Genomic DNA, 20,093 nt, shown 5'->3' on the forward strand with positions numbered 1-20,093 from the left:
TTTTGTTTATCTATTTATAATTCTACCAAAATTACACAAAAAAACACCAAGCATAAAGCTCGGTGTCTTAAATATATAACTATACTAATTCGATAATAACTATTGGTGCGTTGTCACCTTTACGGTTATCTAGTTTTAATATACGTGTGTATCCACCATTTCTATCTTTGTATTTTTTAGCAACTTTTGTAAAAAGTTTTTGTAATGCAGTTTCTTTATCAGAAGCATCAATATCTCTTAGTCAAGCAGCAGCTTGTCTACGAGCATGTAAGTCACCTCTTTTAGCTAAAGTAACCATTTTATCAAAATGAACTCTTAATTCTTTAGCTCTTGTTTCAGTAATCTCTAATCTTTCTTTAACAATTAATTCTGTTGTTAGGTTTCTCATCAACGCTACTCTTCAAGCAGTGTTTTTACCTTGTTTTTGAATATATGACATTCGGCCTCCTACTAAACAGCTCTAAATAGCAAACCAAGTTGTGCTACTTTGTCTTTGATTTCTTTTAGAGATTTTTTTCCCAAGTTGCGGATTTCTTGAATATCGTATTCTGATTTTTCAACTAGGTCACGCACAGTGTTCACATTTGCTCTTTTCAAACAGTTAAGTGATCTTTGTGTGAAGTCTAATTCTTCAATTGGTCTATCCAATTCTTTTTCATCAGTTTCGTCTTCAACACCCAATACTTCTAATTGACTTGTACTTGTGTTTAGGTCAACTAATAAAGATAGGTGTTCTGACATGATTTTTCCAGCAACCGCAACAGCCATTGATGGAGTTACTGATCCATCAGTTGTAACGTTTAATTTTAAAATTTCATAGTCTTGTGTTTTACCAATGTTTGTTGGTTCAACTTCATATGAAACATTTAAAACTGGTGTGTAGTTTGAATCAATTGTGATTGATCCAACTTCTTGTTTTTCTTTTTTATTTTCTTTAAATGATCTATAACCTCTTGAGTTTTTAGCCATCAAGATCATATCCATCACACCACCATCAGAGATAGTTGCAATGTGTAGATCTTTATTGATAACTTCAACACCAGCTGGACATACGATGTCTGCAGCAGATACTGTACCAACAGTTGAAGATTTAAGAGTTAGCTTAGCTATTTCTCCTTGTTCAAACATTGTGTCATCAATTTTTAAGATTAATTTTTTGATATTTAAAACGATTCTACTTACGTTTTCAACGATTCCGTTGACAGAAGTAAATTCGTGTGAAGCTCCAGTAATTTTAATTGCATAAACTGCAGCTCCTGGTGTTGAGCTTAGTAATGTTCTACGAATTGCGTTTCCAATTGTAGTACCAAACCCTCTTTCTAATGGTTGTAATGTAAATTCAGCGTAGCTGTTTGTTTCGTCGTTTTTTATAACTTCGTATTCAGGTCTTGTAAATGGTTTCATCTCTTATCCCCTTGGTTTCTTACGAGGTCTTACCCCGTTGTGTGGTAATGGTGTTTTATCATAAATTGAAACAATTTCTAATCCAACTCCACTTAAACTTCTAACAGCAGCATCACGACCTGGTCCAGGTCCTTTAACTTCTACTTGAATTGTTTTTACACCATGGTCCATCGCACCTTTTCCTGCAGCTTCTGCAATTAATTGTGCGGCGTATGGTGTTGATTTTTTAGAACCTTTAAATCCTAATGTACCAGCACTTGATCATGCTAATACGTTTCCTGCTTCATCAGAGATTGTTACAATTGTGTTGTTAAACGTTGCGTGTACGTGTGCTATACCTTTAGGTATATTTTTTTTAATTTTTTTCTTAACGTTTCTTTTTGGTTTCGCCATGATTAATTCCTACCTATTTCTTTTTGTTAGCAACAGTCTTTCTAGGACCTTTTCTTGTACGCGCATTTGTTTTTGAAGATTGCCCTCTTACTGGCAATCCGTTACGGTGTCTTTTACCTCTGTAAGATCCAATTTCCATTAAACGTTTAATGTTTAATAGTTGCTCTCTTCTTAGGTCACCCTCTGTTTTTTCTTGTGTTAATCTCTGTGTTAATACTTTAATTTGTTCTTCGGTTAAATCTTTAACTCTTACATTTTCGTTAATAGTAACGTCTGCTAAGATTTTTTGTGATCTTGATAGACCAATTCCATAAATGTAAGTTAAACCGATAACAACTCTTTTATTGTTTGGTATTTCTACTCCACTAATACGAGCCATTTGTAATCTCCTTATCCTTGTCTTTGTTTATGTTTTGGTTGTTCACAAATAATCATTACACGACCTTTTCTTCTAATTACACGACACTTGTCGCAAATTTTTTTTACTGATGATCTTACTTTCATCTTCTCGGTCCTCCATTGATTATTAATTATTTTCCATTTTTGAATCTGTATGTGATTCGCCCAAGTGTTGGGTTGTATGGTGAAATTGCCACAGTTACTGTATCGCCGGGTAAAATGCGAATGTGATTCATACGGATTTTACCAGAAACTTGAGCTGAAATAACTATGTTGTTTTCTAACTTCACTTTGAAAGCGGCGTTGGGTAATACCTCAACCACTTGACCACTGACTTCTAAATAATCTTCTTTAGCCATCTAATCCTCCATTGGTTTGATTGTAGTCAGGACTTCATGTCCTGTTTTTGTTACAAGTATTGTGTGTTCAAAATGTGCTGTGGCTTTGCCATTTTCTGAAACAATTGTTCAGCCATCTTTTAACATCTTAACTTTACTTGTACCAATTTGGACCATTGGTTCAATACATATAGCCATTCCCTCTCTCAAGCGAACACCACTATTTGGTATTCCTTGGTTTGGGATCATTGGATCTTCATGCATTGATTTTCCTATTCCATGTCCAGAAAATTCAGTAGGTAAATAATAACCTTCTCCAACAACAAAATTTTCTATTGTTGAAGATATATTTCCTACTCTAGTTCCTGGAACGACTTGTTTAATCGCAAGGTTTAGGGATTCTTCAGTGGTTTTTAACAACCTTTGGTGTTCTGGGTCTTTTGAATCACCGCAAATAACACTGAACGCTGCATCGGCATGATAGCCTTTGTAACTGCATCCAGCATCAATTGAAACAATATCTCCATTCTTAATTGAATAATTAGAAGGTATTGTATGAATTAATTGTTCGTTGATAGAAATACAAGTATATGCAGGAAATCCCAAATATCCTTTGAAATTACTTTTGCATTCATACTTGTTGATAAACTCTTTAAAAAATTTATCTAACTCTAAACAATTAACTCCCGGCTTTATCATTTCTTTTAAATGAAATAAAGCCGCGCCCAAGACTTTACCAGCATATCTCATCAATGCTGATTCGTCTTGATTTTTTAATGTTATGTTCATTAAAGTTTTAATCCTTTAACAACATCCTCATATAATTTTTTTGGTGTGACGTTTGTAACGTCAAGTTCTACCATTTTATTATTATATATTTTTATTAAGGGTGCCGTCAGAGTATTGTACTCTTCTAAACGAATTTTAATTTTTTCAGGAGCATCATCTGGTCTTACAACCAACTCTGTTCCGTCAGTGTCACAAATTCATTCTACTTTTGGTCTAATGTTTACTTTGTGATAACTCTTTTTACATTTTGGGCAAATGATTCTATTTGAAAGTCTTTCAAGTAAAACTGATTCATCACATTTAAAGTGAAGAACCACGTCTAACTTTGTCCCTTTTGCTGCTAATAATTTATCTAATTCTTGTGCTTGAACAAGAGTTCTAGGAAATCCATCGAATAATAAGTTAGTTGATTTTGTTTCTAAAAACTTAGCAACCATACCAATTGTAATTTCGTCTGGAACATATTTTCCAGCATTCATATATTCAATTGCTTTAAGTCCTAATTCAGTTTTATTTGAAATTTCAGCCCTGTAAAGATCTCCAGTTGATAATTGAGTAAATCCATTTTTATCAATTAATTGTTCTGAAGCAGTTCCTTTACCAGACCCTGGGGCACCTAATAATAAAATATTCATAATGTTTCTCCTATCAAATATGTGATGTATTTGAATCGTTAATACCGTTTTCAAATTTATCTTGTTTTTTATCGATAAATGATTGTTGAATCAATCTACCTTTTACTTGTTGTGTTGTTTGTAAAGCAACAGAAATAATAATAATTAATCCTGTACCACCGATCGCAAGATTGGATGGTAGATCAGTTAGTTTTGCAATTATGTATGGTAGAGCTGCAATTAGCGCTAGGAATACAGATCCAAAACAACTTAACCTATTTATGGTTCCACTTAAAAATTTTTGAGTGTCCTTACCAGGGTTGATACCGGGAATAAATGTTCCTGATTTATTAAAGTTATCTGCTATCTTTTCTGGATTGATTTGAACTTGCGAGTACAGGAATGTAAACAATATTACAGTCGTAGCATATATCGCAATTCCACCTCATGATGAGAAGGATAAGAAGTTATTTGTAAATCAGACAAACCCATTATCTGGACTTGTTGTCTTTATTATCTCAGCAATTGTTATAGGCGTTGATATGATCGCCGATGCGAAGATTACAGGTATTACCCCTGCATTGTTTAATTTCAATGGAAGGTAAGGCATGTTATCTTCGTTTTCGACGAGTCCCGATCCTGTTTGTTGGATTGGAATTTTTCTTTCTACTTCATTTATGAATGTAACAATGAATATAACAAACACGAAGGCAATCATATATATTGAAAAGTAAATTAAACCTTCAAACAATATAGTGGCTTCACTTGAAGCTTTAGTTCAAAAGGCATAAGTATCGATAATGTTTTGTGGCATTCCCGAAACAATACCAACAAAAATAATTATTGATACCCCATTCCCAATTCCTTTAATTGTAATTTGGTCAGCAATTCATAACATTAAGAACGTACCAGCCAACATAATTATTGGAACTAAGAAAAAGTAGAATGTTGCACCACCTATTGAAGATGGGTCTCCCCATTTTGGTTCAATCAAACCATATTGAGACAGCGTAAATATTGTCGCAATTGTTTGCATTAAAGCAAATGGAATTGTTAATACTTTTGTAAGTTTATCTATTTTTTTTCGACCTCTCTCTCCAGATTTGGACCAGTTCGTTAGAATTGGAACCACGTCCGTTGAAAGAAGTTGAGTAATAATAGATGCAGTAATATAAGGCGACACCCCAAGGGCTAATATTGAAAATTGATTTATACTACCACCACCAAGTGTTGATAGTAGTTTGAAAAATTCAATGTTATTAGCCCCTTCCGAATAGTTGTCTGATAATGTAACACCAGGCACTGTAATTAACATCGCTATTTTTACAAGTAATAAAACAACTAAAGTGAAGATTATTCTCTTCACTAGGTCTTTGTTTTTAATTGTAAACTTAGGCTTGTCTTTTTTATTGACTTGCTCTGATCTTTTCATTGACACCTTAAATTACCTCGATGCTACCTCCGGCAGCTTTAATTGCTTCTTCGGCACTTTTTGATACTTTATTAACTTTTACAGTTAATTTTTTTGTAACTTTACCATTACCTAAAATTTTAATTAACACATTTTTTTTCTTGATGATTTTTGCTTCAAACAATGTATCATGGTTAACTAAGTCTGTTTTTAAAGTTTGTAATTTTTCTAAGTTGATGATTACATATTCTTTTTGGAAAATATTTGTAAACCCAATTTTTGGAAGCCTTCTAAATAATGGAGTTTGTCCACCCTCGAACCCAGGTCTAACTCCACCACCACTACGTGAGTTTTGTCCTTTGTGACCACGTGTTGAAGTTTTACCCTTACCAGATGCCATACCTCTACCAACTCTAGTAGTGTCTTTTTTAGAACCTTCAGTATATTTTAATTCATGTAATTTCATGTAAGACTCTCCTATTGTTTTTTAGACATTTCTTCTCTAATTGATTGCATGTATTGAATCAATTCTTTTTTAGTCATATCTCTTAAGTTTGCTTTTTGTAATTTGGCAGACAATTTATTTTGAATTGCCATTTTTCTAGTTGTTGTTGAGTGTTTTTGTAAATCACTTCTTTTTTCTTTGATAGTTGCAGAACCATCAAGTTTAGATCTTTCTTCTGAAGTAAGTTCTTTAACATTAATTTTTTTAGCAGCTTCTACTTTTTTAGCAGCATCTGCAGCATCTTTTTCTGCTTTCTTTTTAGCTTCTGCTTCTTTTTTAGCAGATGCTTTAGCTTTTTCTGCTTCAAGTTTTAACTTATCAGCTTCTTTGTTTGCAGCAGCTTTTGCTTTAACATCAGTTTCTAATTTTGCTTTTTCTTGAATTTTTTTAGCTTCAGCTAATTTTTTTTCTGCTTCTTTTTTAGCTTCTGCTTCTTTTTTGGCAGCTTCTTTTGCTTTTGCTTCAGCTAATTTTTTAGCTTCTAAATCAGCAGCTGATGGAGATTGTGTTTTTGCAGCTAATTCATCTGCATATTTTTTCTCCATTTCTTTTAAGAACTTATTAGCGTCAGATTGTTCAGTTTTTGAAACTTCTACAACTTCAACTTTTTTGGGTTCTACAGCTTTTACAACTGGTTTAGGAGCTTCTTTTTTAACTTCAACTGGTTTAGGTTTAGGTGCAGCAGGTTTAGGTGCTTCTTTTTTAACTTCAACTGGTTTAGCAGGTTTTGCCGCAAATCAAGCTGAAGAATCATGTTCTGAAGCTTCTTTTTTAGGAGCAGCAGGTTTAGGTGCTTCTTTTCTAAATTCAGTTCTTGGTGCTTCCACTTTTGGAGATGGTTTAGGAGCTGGTTTAATACCTTTTCTTAACATCAAGATTTGTTCTGGAGTCATCATTTCACTTAATCCATCAAGAGTTGCTCTAATCATATTGATTGGAGTATTTGATCCTAAAGATTTAACGTAAACATCACCAATACCAGCACATTCAATAACCGCACGAGCAGGTCCTCCGGCAATTACCCCTTTACCTTTTACGGCAGGTTTAATTAACACGCGTCCTGATCCAAAGTGTCCAATGATTTCATGTGGAACTGTTGTACCTGAAATAGGTACATCAATTAGTGCTCTTCTTGCTTGTTTAATAGCTTTTTTAATTGCATCTGGAACTTCGTTTGCTTTTCCTGTTCCTAATCCAACTTTACCTTTTTTATCACCGATAACTACAACTGCACCAAAACGGAATCTTCTCCCACCTTTAGTAACTTTTGTAACACGGTTGATAGCAACAACTTTTTCAATATAAGGATTTTCTTCTCTTACACGGTTAAAACCTTGTTTACCATCACGTTTTTTATTGTTAAATGTTCTTTTGTTATCTGATGAAGCGTTTGATGTTGAGTTTGAATTTGTAGGTTTAAAATCGCTTGGTGATTTTGTTGCTGTATTTGCTTTTGTAATTTCTGCCATGCGTACCTCTTAAAACTTAATCCCTTCTTCTCTAACAGCTTCGGCAAACGCCTTAACTTTACCATGGAAAATATATCCCCCACGGTCAAATACTACTTCATCTATTTTTTTTGTTTTAGCTTTTTTTGCCAAGTCTTTTGCAACTGCTTTTGCAGCTTCAATATTACATCCGTTTTTTAATCCCAATTTGATTGATGACGCACTAACTAGTGTGACACCTTTTACATCGTCAATGATTTGTGCATAAAAGAATGAGTTTGATTTAAATACATTAAGTCTTGGTTTAGTTTTTGTTCCGCTAACTTTTGAACGAACACGGAAGTGTCTTCTTTTTCTAGCTTCTGCTTTTGAATATTTCATTTGATCTCCAACTTATCTAACTGATTATTTACCAGCTGATTTTCCTTCTTTTCTGATGATTTTTTCATCACTGTATTTAATACCTTTACCTTTGTATGGTTCTGGTTTTTTGTAAGCTCTTATATTTGCACAAACTTGACCAACTAATTGTTTATCGATACCTGTAACGATAATTTTAATTGGTTTTGGGATTTCTACTGTAACACCTTTTGGTATTTGATATGCGACTGGGTGTGAGTAACCAAGTGATAAGTTTATTTTATCACCAGCTAATGCTGCACGGTACCCAACTCCAACGATATCTAGTTCAATTTTGTAACCAACACTTACACCAACCAACATTCCCGATATTAATGAGTTTGTTGTTCCGTGTAATTGTTTTGTATGTTTGATTTCATTTGAACGTTTTGTTGATATTCCACCTTCTTCTATTGCGATAGATATTAGTGGTGAGAATGATTGTTTTAATTCTCCTTTTGGACCTTTGATTATAACTGTGTTATTTTCTTCGATCCTTGCTTCAACTCCTGCTGGAATTTTTAGAACTCTATTTCCTATACGTGACATATGTTCCTCCTATTATCAAATAAAGGCTAATACTTCACCACCTACGTTAGTAGTGCGAGCAACTTTATCTGTAATTATTCCTTTTGATGTTGATATGATTGCTATTCCTAATCCGTTTAGTACTTGTGGTATTTCGCTAGCGTTTGAATAAACTCTTAATCCTGGTTTAGAAATTCTTTTTAAACCACGGATTACTCTTTGTTTTTCTACATATTTTAAAGTTATTGTTATATCTTTTTTATAATCTTTGCTTAGTTTGAAGTCTTCAATGAATCCTTCTGCTTTTAGAATTTTTGCGATATCTTGTTTCATTTTTGATCCTGGTATTAATACAGTTGGATGAAAACGTTGATTGGCGTTTCTAATTCTAGTAAGCATATCTGCAATTACGTCTGTTGTCATAATTTATTTTTCTCCTTGTATTATCATGATGCTTTTTTGACTCCAGGAATTTGACCTTTGTAGGCCAAGTTTCTGAAACAAATACGGCATAGATTGAATCTTTTTAATACTGAATGTGGTCTACCGCAGTTTCCGCAACGAGTATAATTTCTAACTTTAAATTTTTGTTGTTTAGCTTGTTTAACTTTTAATGCTTTTCTTGCCATTTTATTTACCCTTACTTAGCGAATGGCATTCCCATTTTTTTTAACATTGAGAATGATTCGTCCTTATTTTTTGCTGTTGTTACGAATGTAATATCCATACCACGGATTTTTTTTACTTTGTCATAATCTATTTCTGGGAAAATGATTTGTTCTTTGATACCCATTGTGTAGTTTCCTTGTTTATCAAAACCTTTATTTGGAACACCTTTAAAGTCACGAACACGTGGCAGTGAAACATTTATAAGTTTTGACATAAAGTCATACATCTTTTTACCACGTAAAGTTACTTTTACACCAATTGGCATACCTTCACGTAGTTTGAATACTGCTATTGATTTTTTTGCACGAGTAACAAGTGGTTTTTGACCTGTTATTTGTTGCATTTCAATTGCAGCATCATCGATTCTTTTTGAATCTTGCACAGCATCACCAATTCCCATGTTAAGAACTATTTTTGTTAACTTAGGAACTTCCATGATTGATGTGTATTTGAATTCCTTCATTAATAAAGGAATTATTTTATCTTTATATAATGTTTCTAATGCACTTTTATTTGTCATAAATTAATTCCTCCTATTTTAATGAATTACCTGATTTTTTTGCTATTCTAGTTTTTTTAGAACCAGTGATTTTATAACCTACTTTTGTAATTGATGATTTATTTTTTGGATCAATTAAAGCAACGTTTGAAGTATCTACTGAAATATCTATTTGGATAATTCCACCTTCTTTTCCATCTTGCGTTGGCTTTTGATGCTTAACACCTGTAATCCCTTTTACGTACACTCTTGAACGATCTTTTGAAAATTTAGCAATAGGACCTTGCTCACCTTTGTGTGAACCTGCAATTACTTTTACGACGTCTCCAACTTTTAATTTAAGTTTCATATAATACCTCTTAAAGTACTTCGGGAGCTAATGATGCGATTTTTGAAAAACCTGCGTCTTTAACTTCTCTAGCAATTGGACCAAAGATACGTGTACCTCTTGGTGATTTATCGTCTTTAATAATTACGGCTGCGTTTTCTGAGAACTTGATATATGTACCATCTTCTCTTCTAACTCCACGAACTGATCTAACAATTACAGCTTTAACTACTTGTCCTTTTTTTACTGTTCCACCAGGTGTTGCTTGTTTAACTGTAGCAACAATGATGTCTCCAATATTTGTAAATTTTCTAACACTCCCACCTAAGTTTCTAATAACTAAAATTTCTTTTGCGCCTGAATTATCAGCGACTTTTAATCTTGATTCTGTCTGTAACATATTAAATTAATGACTTCTCTAGAACTTTGATTAATCTGAAATTTTTAGTTTTACTTAGTGGTCTTGTTTCCATGATTTCAACTTTGTCACCAATCTTGGCAACTCCTTGTTCATCATGTGCTTTATATTTCTTTGAGTGTTTGTAACGTTTTTTGTATCTTGGGTGTGTTTTATAAGTTTCAACTAATACAGTAATTGTTTTGTCCATCTTATCTGACACAACTTTACCAGTAAAAGTTTTTCTTAATGTTTCTCTTTCCATAATTGTTCTCATCCCTTATTATTTCTTTTTAGAATTGTTTTTTGCGTCTTTCAATTCTTTATCTAGTAGGTTTTTGTTTGAACCAAAAACATAAGTTTTAGCTTGTTTTGGTTTTTTTGGTAAATCAAGATTTATAGCTACGAAGTTATCTTCGTAAGGAACATCAATCTCGCTTGGTTTTTTTGCTTCTGCTTTTTTAGCTGCAGGTTTTGCAGCTGGTTTTGCTTCTGCTTTTTTAGCTGCAGGTTTTGCAGCTGGTTTAGCTTCTGCTTTTTTAGCTACAGGTTTTGCAGCTGGTTTAGCTTCTGCTTTTTTAGCTACAGGTTTTGCAGCTGGTTTAGCTTCTGCTTTTGCAGCTGGTTTAGCTTCAACTTTTGCTTCTGCTTTTTTAGCTGCAGGTTTTGCAACTGGTTTTGCTTCTGCTTTTTTAGCTGCAGGTTTTGCAGCCGGTTTAGCTTCAACTTTTGTTTCTGCTTTAACTACAGGTTCGATTGCTTTTGGGGCTTCCATTCCTGCACCAGCCATCATAGCTGCTGTAAAGTCATCAACATTTGAACCCATACCCATTTGACCTTGTTGCATTTGTTGTACTTGTTCAATTTGTTTTTTTCTAACGATTTGTCCTTCTTTGTCAGCCGCTTTAACTGCTTTAGAATAGTTTGTTTTGACAGGTTTGATTTTTTTAATTTCTCCAGCTTTTTGTCTTTCTGAAACTAATAATTCAATTCTGGCAATGTCTTTTTTAAGTGATTTTAACTTATGAGTTTGTTCTAAACTTCCTACTGCTGCTTGAAATTTTAAAGCAAATAATTCTGCTCTTTTTTCTTCGCTTAGTTTCATTAGGTCGTTTGTAGACTTAGCTCTTAGTTCTAACATAAAGTCTATTTGATTAGTCATTATTCTTCACCTCTTTTAACCACTTTACATCTAACTGGTAGTTTGTGCATAGCAAGTCTCAACGCTTCATGAGCAACTTCTTCACTCACTCCACCAATTTCAAACATAATTTGTCCTTGCTTTACAACTGCTACTCATTCTTCAGGTGATCCTTTACCAGATCCCATTCGAACTTCTAAAGGTTTTTTAGTAATTGCCATATGTGGGAAAATTCTAATTCAAACTTTACCAAAACGTTTCATGTATCTTGTCATTGCGATACGTGATGCTTCGATTTGTCTTGAAGTAATTCAATCTCCATCAAGTGACATTAATCCGTAATCTCCGAAGGCTACGAATTTTCCACCTTTTGCTTTACCTTCATAACTTACTCTGTGAGGTCTACGGTATTTAACTCTTTTTGGCATTAACATAATTATTTAGTCCCCTTTGAGTTTGAATCTGACGCAGCTCTTGGAGCAGCTGGTTTTGAAGTTGAAGTTGGTCTGTTGTTGTTTGGTCTGTTGTTGTTTGGTCTTTGACCATCATTTCTATTTGATGGTCTATTTCCATCTCTTTGTCCACCTTGTCTTGGTGGGTATGGTTTTGAACTAGCAGGTTTTTCAGTAATGAATAGATTTTTATTTCTATTATTTTTATCTAAAATTTCACCATGGTTAATTCAAACCTTAACACCAATTTGTCCGTAAACTGTCATTGCTTCATATAGAGCGTAATCAATATCTGCACGTAGTGTTGATAGAGGAACTGAACCTTCTAGGTATCCTTCAGTTCTAGCCATTTCAACTCCACCTAAACGACCAGATACAGAAGTTTTAATTCCTTTTGCTCCAGATTTAAGTGCTTTTCTAATAGCTAATTTTTGTACAGTTCTAAATGATGCACGGTTTGTAATTTGTTCTCCGATAAATGCGGCAACTAATGCAGCATTGATATCTGGGTTTTTAATTTCTATTACGTTGATCTTGATTTTTGCATTTTTGCTTTTAATTGTCATTTGTACTCTTTTAACAAGTGCAGGAATATTTTTCCCTTCTTGTCCCAATACAACTGCTGGTCTTGCTGTGTGAATAAATAAGATAATTTCTTTTTTAGTTCTTTCAATTTCAATTTTAGAAACTGCTGAGTTTTTAAAATCTTTTAATAAAGTTTTTCTGATCTTAATGTCTTCATGTAATCATTTTACATATTCGTCTTTTTCAGCATATCAACGGTCTTCTCAACCGCGGATAATACCAACACGAAGAACATTAGGTGATACTTTTTGTCCCATAATCTTTTATTCTCCTATTTCTTAAATTCATCACTTACAACAATTGTTATGTGGCTTGTACGTTTTAAAATCTCAAATGCTTTACCGTGATCTTTTGGTCTAAATCTTTTTAGAGTTGGACCTTCGTTTACTAATATTGTTTTTACAAATAACTTATCTGCTTCTGCACCGTCATTATTAACCGCGTTAGCGATTGCTGAGTTTAATAATTTTAATACAGGTTCAGATGATCTCTTATCTGTATTATTTAATATTGCTATTGCTTCATCAATTTTTTTGCCTCTAATAGCATCAGCTACTAGTCTAACTTTTCTAGGTGAAGTTCTTAGCATAGATAATTTTGCGTTTGTTTCCATAATCTAATTCCTTTACCTATTTCTTTTTCTTCTTGTCATCACCGTGACCACCGAACTTACGAGTTGGAGAAAATTCTCCCAACTTGTGTCCGACCATGTCTTCAGTAACATAAACATTGATGAATTCTTTTCCGTTGTATACAGCGAATGTATGACCAACAAAGCTTGGGAAGATAGATGATCTTCTTGATCAAGTTTTGATTGTTTCGTTTTTACCATCTTTTATAGCATCGACTTTCTTTAAAAGATAATCGTCAGCAAATGGACCTTTTTTTAATGATCTAGACATCTAACCCCCTATTTTTTTTCTCTTCTTCTAACAATTAATTTTGTAGAAGCTTTTTTCTTATTTCTTGTTTTAACTCCAAGAGCTTTTTTACCTCAAGGTGTAACTGGTGCTGAACGTCCAATTGGAGCACGTCCCTCACCCCCACCATGTGGGTGATCGTTAGGGTTCATAACTGAACCCCTAACTGTTGGCCTGATTCCTCTTCAACGGTTTCTTCCGGCTTTACCTCAGTTAACTAAGTTGTACTCTTCATTTCCAACTTCACCAACTGTTGCGTAACACTCTGCTAATATTTTTCTAACTTCTCCAGAACCTAGTCTAATAATTACATATTTACCATCCGCTTCGTCTCTACCCAAGATTTGGGCTGATGCTCCAGCAGATCTAGCCATTTGTCCACCCTTACCTGGTCTCATTTCAATATTATGAATTAATGTACCTTCAGGAATGTTTTTTAATGGTGCAGCGTTCCCAGTTTTAATATCTGCATTTTGTGAGGCAATAACTTCTTGTCCTACCTTCATACCTTTTGCAAATAAAATGTAACGTTTTTCTCCGTCTGCGTAATTTACCAATGAAATGAACGCATTTCTGTTTGGATCATATTCAATAGTTGCTATTTTTCCAGGAATATCAAATTTATTTCTTTTGAAATCAATAATTCTGTAATTCCTTTTGTGTCCACCACCTTTATGTCTTGTAGTAATGTGACCTTGATTATTACGTCCACCTTTTTTGTTTAGTCTTGTAACTAAAGAACCTTCAGGTTTATCTGTTGTTAAAACAGAATAATCAAGTGTTGTCATATTACGGCGACCGTTAGTGGTTGGCTTATACTTTTTGATTGGCATAATGTGTCTCCTTGTCGTCAATCGCTTATACAATAATTGCAATATATAACTATTACACTAATAGTTTTTTCTACAATAAATTAAATTCTATAAGTCATTTAAGATTTCGAATTTCTCTCCATCTTTTAATTTGATGATAGCTTTTTTGTATGAGGCTTTAGTTCCAACGAACTTACCCATTCTTTTTTCTTTACCATCGTAATTCATTGTTCTAACATCTTCTACTTTTACATTAAAGATTGTTTCGAACGCTTTTTTGATTTGTACTTTGTTTGCTCTTTTATCAACTATGAAAGCATATTCATTATTTGATCTTGAAGCATATGTCTTTTCTGTTAACAATGGTTTTTTAATAACTTCTGTTAAGTGCATTAGGCGTATACCTCCTCGATGTGTCTTACGGCATCTTCTGTAATCAATAATGTTTTTGCATTCATTATGTCAAATAAGTTCAACTTGATTACATCAATTGTTTTTACACCTTGAATATTTGATGATGATTTAGCTACGTTAAAATCGTCTTCAAGTGTAACAACTAATGTTTTGTTTTCGTTGATTGATAAATCTTTACGAAGTTTGATAAACCCTTTTGTTGAAGGTTTAGCAAATTTGAATTGATCAACAATTATTAAATTAACTTCTTTTGCTTTAATTGATAAAGCTGATTTAATTGCTAATTGTCTAACTTTTTTATTAACCATTTTTTTGTAGTTAATATTTGGAGTTGGTCCAAAGACAACTCCACCACCTCTTCATTGTGGTGCTCTGATAGATCCTTGACGAGCTCTACCTGTTCCTTTTTGTCTTCATGGTTTTTTTCCACCACCACGAACTTCACCTCTTGTTTTTACTTTTCTAGTTCCTTGTCTTAAGGCCGCTTGTTGAGAAACAACAGTATCGAACATTGCTTGTTTGTGTGGTTTGATTCCAAATACACTTGAAGCAATTTCAATTTCTTTAACGGTTTTACCTGTAATATCAAATACTTTAATTTTCATATAAACCCCCTATTACTCAGTTGCTGCCACTTCTTCTGAAATTGGCGCCTCTTGTTTTTTGTTTCTAGAAATAATTTGTGAAGTTGTTGTTGCTTTTTTACCTTTAGCATTTTGCTTGATAATTACAAATCCTTTTTTAGGTCCTGGTATTGAACCTTTAACAAGGATTACATTTTTATCATCTAAAATTGCAACGATTTCTAAGTTTTGTATTGTTACTTTTTCGTGTCCCATGTGACCAGCCATTTTTTTAGATTTAAATATTCTGTTAATAATAGCTCCCATTGATCCAATACCTCTGTGGTATCCTGACCCATGTGATTTTGGTCCTATTGAGTAGTTGTGTCTTTTAATAGCCCCAGCGAATCCTTTACCTTTAGAAATTCCTGTAACATCGATGAATGTTCCTGGTTGGAATAGTTGACCTGGTTTTAGATCTTCTCCAACTTCGAAACCTTTCATGTTACGAATCTCTTTAACGAAGCGCTTAGGTGATGAGTTTGCTGCTTTGAACTGTCCCATCTGTGGTTTGTTAACTAAATTTTCTCTTTTTTGACCCACACCTAATTTAAGTGCTTCATATCCGTCTTTTTCAATTGTTTTAACTGCAAGAACTTTATTTGGTTCAACAGCAACAACAGTAACTGGAATTAATTTTCCATTTTCGTCGAATACTTGAGTCATCTCTAGTTTTTGTCCTAAGATTCCTATCATAGATTTTCTCCTTTATCTTTTGTAATGAGTTTCATACATACTTTGTGATTTTGTTTTATAGTTTGATTTCTATATTTACCCCTGTAGGTAATTGAACTCTTGTTAGAGAATCCATTGTTTTTGCAGTTGGGTTAATAATTTCTAAAATTCTTTTATGTGTTCTAATTTCAAATTGTTCACGTGAATCTTTATGTTTATGAACTGATCTTAAAATTGTAATGATTTCTTTATCAGTCGGTAAAGGGATTGGACCCCTAACTTTTGCTCCTGTTGATTCTGCTGCTTCAATGATTTTTACCATTGATTGATCAACTATTGCGTTGTCATAACTTTTAAGTTTGATTCTAATTTTTTGCTGAGCCATTAATTCCTCCTATATAATAGACAACCCTTATCGGTGTGTTGTCAATATGCACACAAAATACATACGTAATATTTATTATATATAAGTTTTTCGATTAGAAAGAATAATCTTTAAAATAATTTTGATGGTCTATATACAAAAATAAAACTCAAAATATTTGAGTTTTATTTTGTTTTAACAATTTTACCTTGGGCAAATTTTGGATTTCCCCCACCCTTAATTTCATATTTTTGATTACCTTTAAGGATATCAATTGCAGATATTTTTGGGTCACCAGAAGAAATTACACATACGTTTAACTTTTCATTGTAAGCTTCAAATACCAATAATTTATATTTGTTTTGTAGTATGTCAGAAATTTTCTTAAACATGTTCATATCAAGAATTTCATCAATCAATATAATTTTGTTATCAACCGGTTCTAACATTTTGTATTCTTCAATAGCTACATCTGACATTTCTGATTCAGTTGTTTTTTGATAAATTTTAAAGTTACCTTTGAACTCAGATATTTGTTCCTTCATTTTAACAAAGTTCTTTTCTATCACCTTCAATGAATCTATATCTTTTAATAAGAGCTCAATTAATTTTGATGGTCTTACTTTTTTTAGATCTTCAAACTTATTTCTCTGAACAATGATTTCACTTTTTTGTTTTGCAAATTGCTCTTCTAAAAATTCCTGAATTGTACTTTCGGTTGTTAGTGCACTAAATCTATATACACCACTACCTTTTGATTCAACACTTGTAATAAATATTTTTTCAATCAACCCTGTATGTTCAACGTGTGTTCCCCCACATAGTTCACTTGATACATTTGAGAACTTAACAACCCTTACTGTAGAATCATATTTTTCACTAAACAATGCTAGTGCATGATATTTTTCAATTGCGTCTTTTAGTGAGCAAAAGTAAACTTCACGCTTAAAATTTTTTGAAATATATTTATTTGCTTGATCAGATATTTTTGTTATCTCATCTTGTGTTGGCATTCTGCTAAATGAAATGTCTAGTCTAAATCCATTTTCATCATTGTAACTACCAGTTTGTGTAGCATCTTTACCCAACACCTCACGAACAGTCGCGTGCAATAAGTGAGTACCTGAGTGATTGTTTGCTGTGAGCAATCTTTTTGATTCTTCAACTTCGGTTGTAATTATGTCGCCAACCTTTAATTTGTTAGCAACAACAACGGTGTGTATGTTTTGTCCATTAGGTCCAGATTGAACATCAATAACTTTATGGACATCGCCATCGCCATCAATTAAGATACCTGTGTCATTTGCTTGTCCACCTTTTTCTGCATAGAATGGTGTTCTATCAAATATCACTTGTACTACTTCGTCTGACTTTGCAGTCTTAACTTCTACATCATTTGCAAACATGAATACAACTTTTGAATCGATAGTTGATTGCGTTTCATATCCAACAAATTCTGATTCAACTTTTAGTTCAGTTAATATCTTTGATTGTTTATTTCAAACTGCTTTGTTTTTATTCGCATTCTTAGCAACTACTTTTGCAGCTTCAAATAATTTTTCAAATCCTTCGAAATCAACTTTGATGTTTTCTTTTTCACCAAGTTCTGTAATTATTTCTATTGGGAATCCATATGATTCAAATAGTAGTAATGCATTTTTAGCACTAACTACTTTATCCTTAGAAATAATTTCATAAAAGAATTCATATCCTTTTGTAAGTGTTTTAAGGAATTTTGTTTCTTCATCTAAAATTGATTTTTTAACAATATCTTTTTTGTCTTTTAAATATACATAAAAGCTTCCCATTGTTGAAATTACTATATCAACCAAATCTGACATGAATGGCTTGTTGATTCCCAATGACTTAGCATAAACACTTGATCTTCTAATAAGTCTTCTAATAATATACCCACGATCTTTGTTAGAAGGAAATGCTCCATCTGCAATCGCAAAAGCACAAGCCCTAACATGATCTGCAATAATTTTAAATGCAGTATTGATTTGAGTTTGTTCCGGTGTTGGGTTAAAGTAATTTTCAATTGAATACCTTTTGTCAGTTAATTTTTCAACAGCTTTAATTGTTGGCATAAATAAATCTGTTTCAAAGTTTGTTGGTGTTTCTTGAAAAATAGAAACTATACGTTCAAGTCCTGCACCTGTATCTATATTTTTTCTTGGTAATGGTGTGTAGTTGTTTTGCCCATCATTGTTGAATTGTGAAAATACGATATTTCAAACTTCGATGTATCTATCGTTTTCAATATCGTCTTTTAATAATTTGACACCAATATTTTCTTTATCTCAAATTATTCCGCGATCAAAAAAGATTTCACTATTTGGTCCACATGGTCCTTGGCCAACATCTCAGAAGTTTGTATCTCTACCCATTTTAAAAATCTTATCTTCACTTAGTCCGATTATGTTTCTTCAAATATCATAGGCTTCTTGATCTTCTTCAAATACTGTTACATACAATTTTTCAATTGGCATTGCGTATCACTCTTTTGAAGTTAATAACTCTCAAGCAAATTCAATTGCTTCTTTTTTAAAATAATCACCAATAGAAAAATTACCCAACATTTCAAACATAGTTTGGTGTCTTGCGGTAACTCCTACATTTTCAATATCATTTGTTCTAATTGCTTTCTGTGAGTTTGTTAATCTTCGTGATGGTGGATTTAATCTTCCATCAAAGTATGGTTTCAAAGTAGCTACACCTGAATTGATTCACAATAGACTTGGATCATTAACTGGTACTAAACTTACTGGTTCTAGAAAATGATGTTTTTTAGATTTGAAAAAATCCAATCATATTTTTCTAACTTCATTTGAACTTAATTTTTTCATGTTTCACCTACAAATAAATTATATATTAATAAAAAAATAGGCACTGTCTATTTTTGCTCTAAACTTGTTTCAACCACTCACGTGCATCTTCAAGCTTTGCTTTCAACTCATCACATTCAAGAACTTTAATTCCATCCCTTACAGATTCAACATAATCTTTAATTTCAGCATCACTTACATTAAAGATTACTTTTAGGAAACTTGTATCAAGTTCTAGAATTGGGCCATCAATAGCTCCGGCTCCGATTATAACTTTTCCATCCACTAATTTTATTATTAGATCTGCCGTGTCTTCAGGGTTAACACAATTAATCTTATTGATTATATCTTCTATCATTCCATCTGCTTCATCTTTAACGCCATCAAGTCCAGCAATAATTCCGTCTGTAATACCTTTAACTTGCGTCTTAACAAGCATCTCAATTGTTGTACCCACTTTGATATCTGAACCTATTGTAAACGCAATTGCTCAAACACTTATCCCAAGCATTATGAAGAACCCAATAAAATAAGATACTTTTACAGTCTCTCTTATTCATTTGTATTTTGGTGCTAAGTTAACCAATACAGTTACAACTACAATTGCAATAGTACACACTCAGGCAATGAATGTCGGAACTTTCAAGAAGAACTTAATTACAGATTCAGTTGATAGGTTGTCTAAGTTGGTTTCTGACCCAAATATACTTCCGATAAATGAGTTGAAGAATTCAGAACCAACTTCTCCTGAAGCTGACATCATTGATGTCAATGCTCCAAGTATTGGATCTATAAAAATAGCAACTGGTGTTTGTATCCCAAATCAATTGTAATTAATTGCAAATATAAGCATTGAAAAAATGAAGGCAAAAAATGCTCATATGTAAAACATTACATATGTAAACCTTCTAGTTCCTTTTCTATGAAATGATTTGTAAATTAGCAAACTAAATAAAGTTCCTGCCAATATTAGAAATGAAAGAACAATCATTACAATTTTAAACGCACTATCCACAACACCTAGATTAAGCATTGAAAATATATTTTCAATAAACCCATTTACGCTTTGATCAATATCTTCTGTAATTCCTCTTAACATTTAAATCCCTTATAACAATTAAGTTAATCTTATCAAATTAACAATTTGAATAAATAAAA

Annotated in this window: 30 protein-coding genes and 1 pseudogene; all 31 read right to left on the reverse strand. The window is 32.8% G+C overall.

What is annotated here, in order from left to right:
- Positions 1–79: 79 nt before the first annotated feature.
- Entirely contained in the window at positions 80–439 is a 360-nt protein-coding gene (gene rplQ / locus AACL07_RS03325) for a 50S ribosomal protein L17 (protein ID WP_338983292.1), read from the reverse strand.
- An 11-nt stretch (positions 440–450) separates the two neighbouring features.
- Positions 451–1,404, reverse strand: coding sequence for a DNA-directed RNA polymerase subunit alpha (locus AACL07_RS03330; protein WP_338983294.1), 954 nt, complete (start codon positions 1,402–1,404; stop codon positions 451–453).
- A gap of 3 nt (positions 1,405–1,407) precedes the next feature.
- On the reverse strand, positions 1,408–1,797 hold the full coding sequence (gene rpsK, locus AACL07_RS03335; protein ID WP_338983296.1) for a 30S ribosomal protein S11: 390 nt from the start codon (positions 1,795–1,797) through the stop codon (positions 1,408–1,410).
- A 13-nt stretch (positions 1,798–1,810) separates the two neighbouring features.
- Positions 1,811–2,176 (reverse strand): 30S ribosomal protein S13, encoded by a 366-nt coding sequence (gene rpsM, locus AACL07_RS03340; RefSeq protein WP_338983298.1) that lies wholly within the window; start codon positions 2,174–2,176, stop codon positions 1,811–1,813.
- Positions 2,177–2,187: 11 nt separating this feature from the next.
- A complete protein-coding gene (gene rpmJ / locus AACL07_RS03345) occupies positions 2,188–2,301 on the reverse strand; it encodes a 50S ribosomal protein L36 (RefSeq protein ID WP_020834730.1) in 114 nt (37 codons plus the stop codon).
- A 26-nt stretch (positions 2,302–2,327) separates the two neighbouring features.
- Positions 2,328–2,555 carry a translation initiation factor IF-1 gene (infA, locus tag AACL07_RS03350; protein ID WP_162649936.1) on the reverse strand — a complete coding sequence of 76 codons (228 nt, stop codon included), beginning with the start codon at positions 2,553–2,555 and terminating at the stop codon, positions 2,328–2,330.
- Positions 2,556–3,323, reverse strand: coding sequence for a type I methionyl aminopeptidase (map, locus tag AACL07_RS03355; protein WP_338983322.1), 768 nt, complete (start codon positions 3,321–3,323; stop codon positions 2,556–2,558).
- Positions 3,323–3,958: an adenylate kinase gene (locus AACL07_RS03360; protein WP_338983324.1), complete on the reverse strand. Its 636-nt coding sequence runs from the start codon at positions 3,956–3,958 to the stop codon at positions 3,323–3,325. Before AACL07_RS03360 ends, map begins: the two co-directional genes overlap by 1 nt.
- A gap of 10 nt (positions 3,959–3,968) precedes the next feature.
- Positions 3,969–5,369, reverse strand: a complete 1,401-nt coding sequence (secY, locus tag AACL07_RS03365) for a preprotein translocase subunit SecY (protein ID WP_338983326.1) — start codon at positions 5,367–5,369, stop codon at positions 3,969–3,971.
- 7 nt (positions 5,370–5,376) lie between these two features.
- On the reverse strand, positions 5,377–5,814 hold the full coding sequence (gene rplO, locus AACL07_RS03370) for a 50S ribosomal protein L15 (RefSeq protein WP_338983328.1): 438 nt from the start codon (positions 5,812–5,814) through the stop codon (positions 5,377–5,379).
- Between the two features lie 11 nt (positions 5,815–5,825).
- Entirely contained in the window at positions 5,826–7,322 is a 1,497-nt protein-coding gene (gene rpsE, locus AACL07_RS03880; protein ID WP_422397415.1) for a 30S ribosomal protein S5, read from the reverse strand.
- A gap of 9 nt (positions 7,323–7,331) precedes the next feature.
- On the reverse strand, positions 7,332–7,682 hold the full coding sequence (rplR, locus tag AACL07_RS03380) for a 50S ribosomal protein L18 (protein ID WP_338983330.1): 351 nt from the start codon (positions 7,680–7,682) through the stop codon (positions 7,332–7,334).
- Positions 7,683–7,706: 24 nt separating this feature from the next.
- Complete coding sequence (gene rplF, locus AACL07_RS03385; RefSeq protein WP_338983332.1) at positions 7,707–8,249, reverse strand: 50S ribosomal protein L6; 543 nt, start codon at positions 8,247–8,249, stop codon at positions 7,707–7,709.
- Between the two features lie 12 nt (positions 8,250–8,261).
- Entirely contained in the window at positions 8,262–8,651 is a 390-nt protein-coding gene (gene rpsH, locus AACL07_RS03390) for a 30S ribosomal protein S8 (protein ID WP_338983334.1), read from the reverse strand.
- Between the two features lie 20 nt (positions 8,652–8,671).
- Positions 8,672–8,857, reverse strand: coding sequence for a type Z 30S ribosomal protein S14 (locus AACL07_RS03395; protein WP_338983336.1), 186 nt, complete (start codon positions 8,855–8,857; stop codon positions 8,672–8,674).
- Between the two features lie 11 nt (positions 8,858–8,868).
- Positions 8,869–9,417: a 50S ribosomal protein L5 gene (rplE, locus tag AACL07_RS03400; RefSeq protein WP_338983338.1), complete on the reverse strand. Its 549-nt coding sequence runs from the start codon at positions 9,415–9,417 to the stop codon at positions 8,869–8,871.
- Positions 9,418–9,430: 13 nt separating this feature from the next.
- Positions 9,431–9,745, reverse strand: coding sequence for a 50S ribosomal protein L24 (gene rplX / locus AACL07_RS03405; RefSeq protein ID WP_338983340.1), 315 nt, complete (start codon positions 9,743–9,745; stop codon positions 9,431–9,433).
- 10 nt (positions 9,746–9,755) lie between these two features.
- Positions 9,756–10,124 (reverse strand): 50S ribosomal protein L14, encoded by a 369-nt coding sequence (gene rplN / locus AACL07_RS03410; protein ID WP_338983342.1) that lies wholly within the window; start codon positions 10,122–10,124, stop codon positions 9,756–9,758.
- A gap of 1 nt (position 10,125) precedes the next feature.
- Complete coding sequence (gene rpsQ / locus AACL07_RS03415; RefSeq protein ID WP_338983344.1) at positions 10,126–10,386, reverse strand: 30S ribosomal protein S17; 261 nt, start codon at positions 10,384–10,386, stop codon at positions 10,126–10,128.
- Between the two features lie 462 nt (positions 10,387–10,848).
- Positions 10,849–11,262 (reverse strand): annotated as a pseudogene (gene rpmC / locus AACL07_RS03885) (50S ribosomal protein L29); the annotation flags it as partial.
- 20 nt (positions 11,263–11,282) lie between these two features.
- Complete coding sequence (gene rplP, locus AACL07_RS03425) at positions 11,283–11,696, reverse strand: 50S ribosomal protein L16 (RefSeq protein WP_338983348.1); 414 nt, start codon at positions 11,694–11,696, stop codon at positions 11,283–11,285.
- A 2-nt stretch (positions 11,697–11,698) separates the two neighbouring features.
- Complete coding sequence (gene rpsC, locus AACL07_RS03430; RefSeq protein WP_422397416.1) at positions 11,699–12,556, reverse strand: 30S ribosomal protein S3; 858 nt, start codon at positions 12,554–12,556, stop codon at positions 11,699–11,701.
- Between the two features lie 14 nt (positions 12,557–12,570).
- Entirely contained in the window at positions 12,571–12,912 is a 342-nt protein-coding gene (gene rplV / locus AACL07_RS03435; protein ID WP_338983350.1) for a 50S ribosomal protein L22, read from the reverse strand.
- Between the two features lie 16 nt (positions 12,913–12,928).
- Positions 12,929–13,201 carry a 30S ribosomal protein S19 gene (gene rpsS / locus AACL07_RS03440; RefSeq protein ID WP_338983352.1) on the reverse strand — a complete coding sequence of 91 codons (273 nt, stop codon included), beginning with the start codon at positions 13,199–13,201 and terminating at the stop codon, positions 12,929–12,931.
- An 8-nt stretch (positions 13,202–13,209) separates the two neighbouring features.
- Positions 13,210–14,052, reverse strand: coding sequence for a 50S ribosomal protein L2 (gene rplB, locus AACL07_RS03445; protein ID WP_338983354.1), 843 nt, complete (start codon positions 14,050–14,052; stop codon positions 13,210–13,212).
- 87 nt (positions 14,053–14,139) lie between these two features.
- Positions 14,140–14,424 (reverse strand): 50S ribosomal protein L23, encoded by a 285-nt coding sequence (gene rplW / locus AACL07_RS03450; RefSeq protein WP_338983356.1) that lies wholly within the window; start codon positions 14,422–14,424, stop codon positions 14,140–14,142.
- Positions 14,424–15,050 carry a 50S ribosomal protein L4 gene (gene rplD, locus AACL07_RS03455; RefSeq protein WP_338983358.1) on the reverse strand — a complete coding sequence of 209 codons (627 nt, stop codon included), beginning with the start codon at positions 15,048–15,050 and terminating at the stop codon, positions 14,424–14,426. Before rplD ends, rplW begins: the two co-directional genes overlap by 1 nt.
- A gap of 12 nt (positions 15,051–15,062) precedes the next feature.
- Positions 15,063–15,764 (reverse strand): 50S ribosomal protein L3, encoded by a 702-nt coding sequence (rplC, locus tag AACL07_RS03460; RefSeq protein WP_338983360.1) that lies wholly within the window; start codon positions 15,762–15,764, stop codon positions 15,063–15,065.
- A gap of 55 nt (positions 15,765–15,819) precedes the next feature.
- A complete protein-coding gene (rpsJ, locus tag AACL07_RS03465) occupies positions 15,820–16,128 on the reverse strand; it encodes a 30S ribosomal protein S10 (protein ID WP_162649958.1) in 309 nt (102 codons plus the stop codon).
- A 164-nt stretch (positions 16,129–16,292) separates the two neighbouring features.
- Positions 16,293–18,956 carry an alanine--tRNA ligase gene (gene alaS, locus AACL07_RS03470; protein ID WP_338983363.1) on the reverse strand — a complete coding sequence of 888 codons (2,664 nt, stop codon included), beginning with the start codon at positions 18,954–18,956 and terminating at the stop codon, positions 16,293–16,295.
- A 58-nt stretch (positions 18,957–19,014) separates the two neighbouring features.
- A complete protein-coding gene (locus tag AACL07_RS03475; RefSeq protein WP_338983365.1) occupies positions 19,015–20,034 on the reverse strand; it encodes a hypothetical protein in 1,020 nt (339 codons plus the stop codon).
- Between the last annotated feature and the right edge of the window lie 59 nt (positions 20,035–20,093).

The sequence above is a fragment of the Spiroplasma endosymbiont of Othius punctulatus genome (assembly GCF_964019505.1).
Lineage (GTDB): Bacteria > Bacillota_I > Bacilli_A > Mycoplasmatales > Mycoplasmataceae > TIUS-1.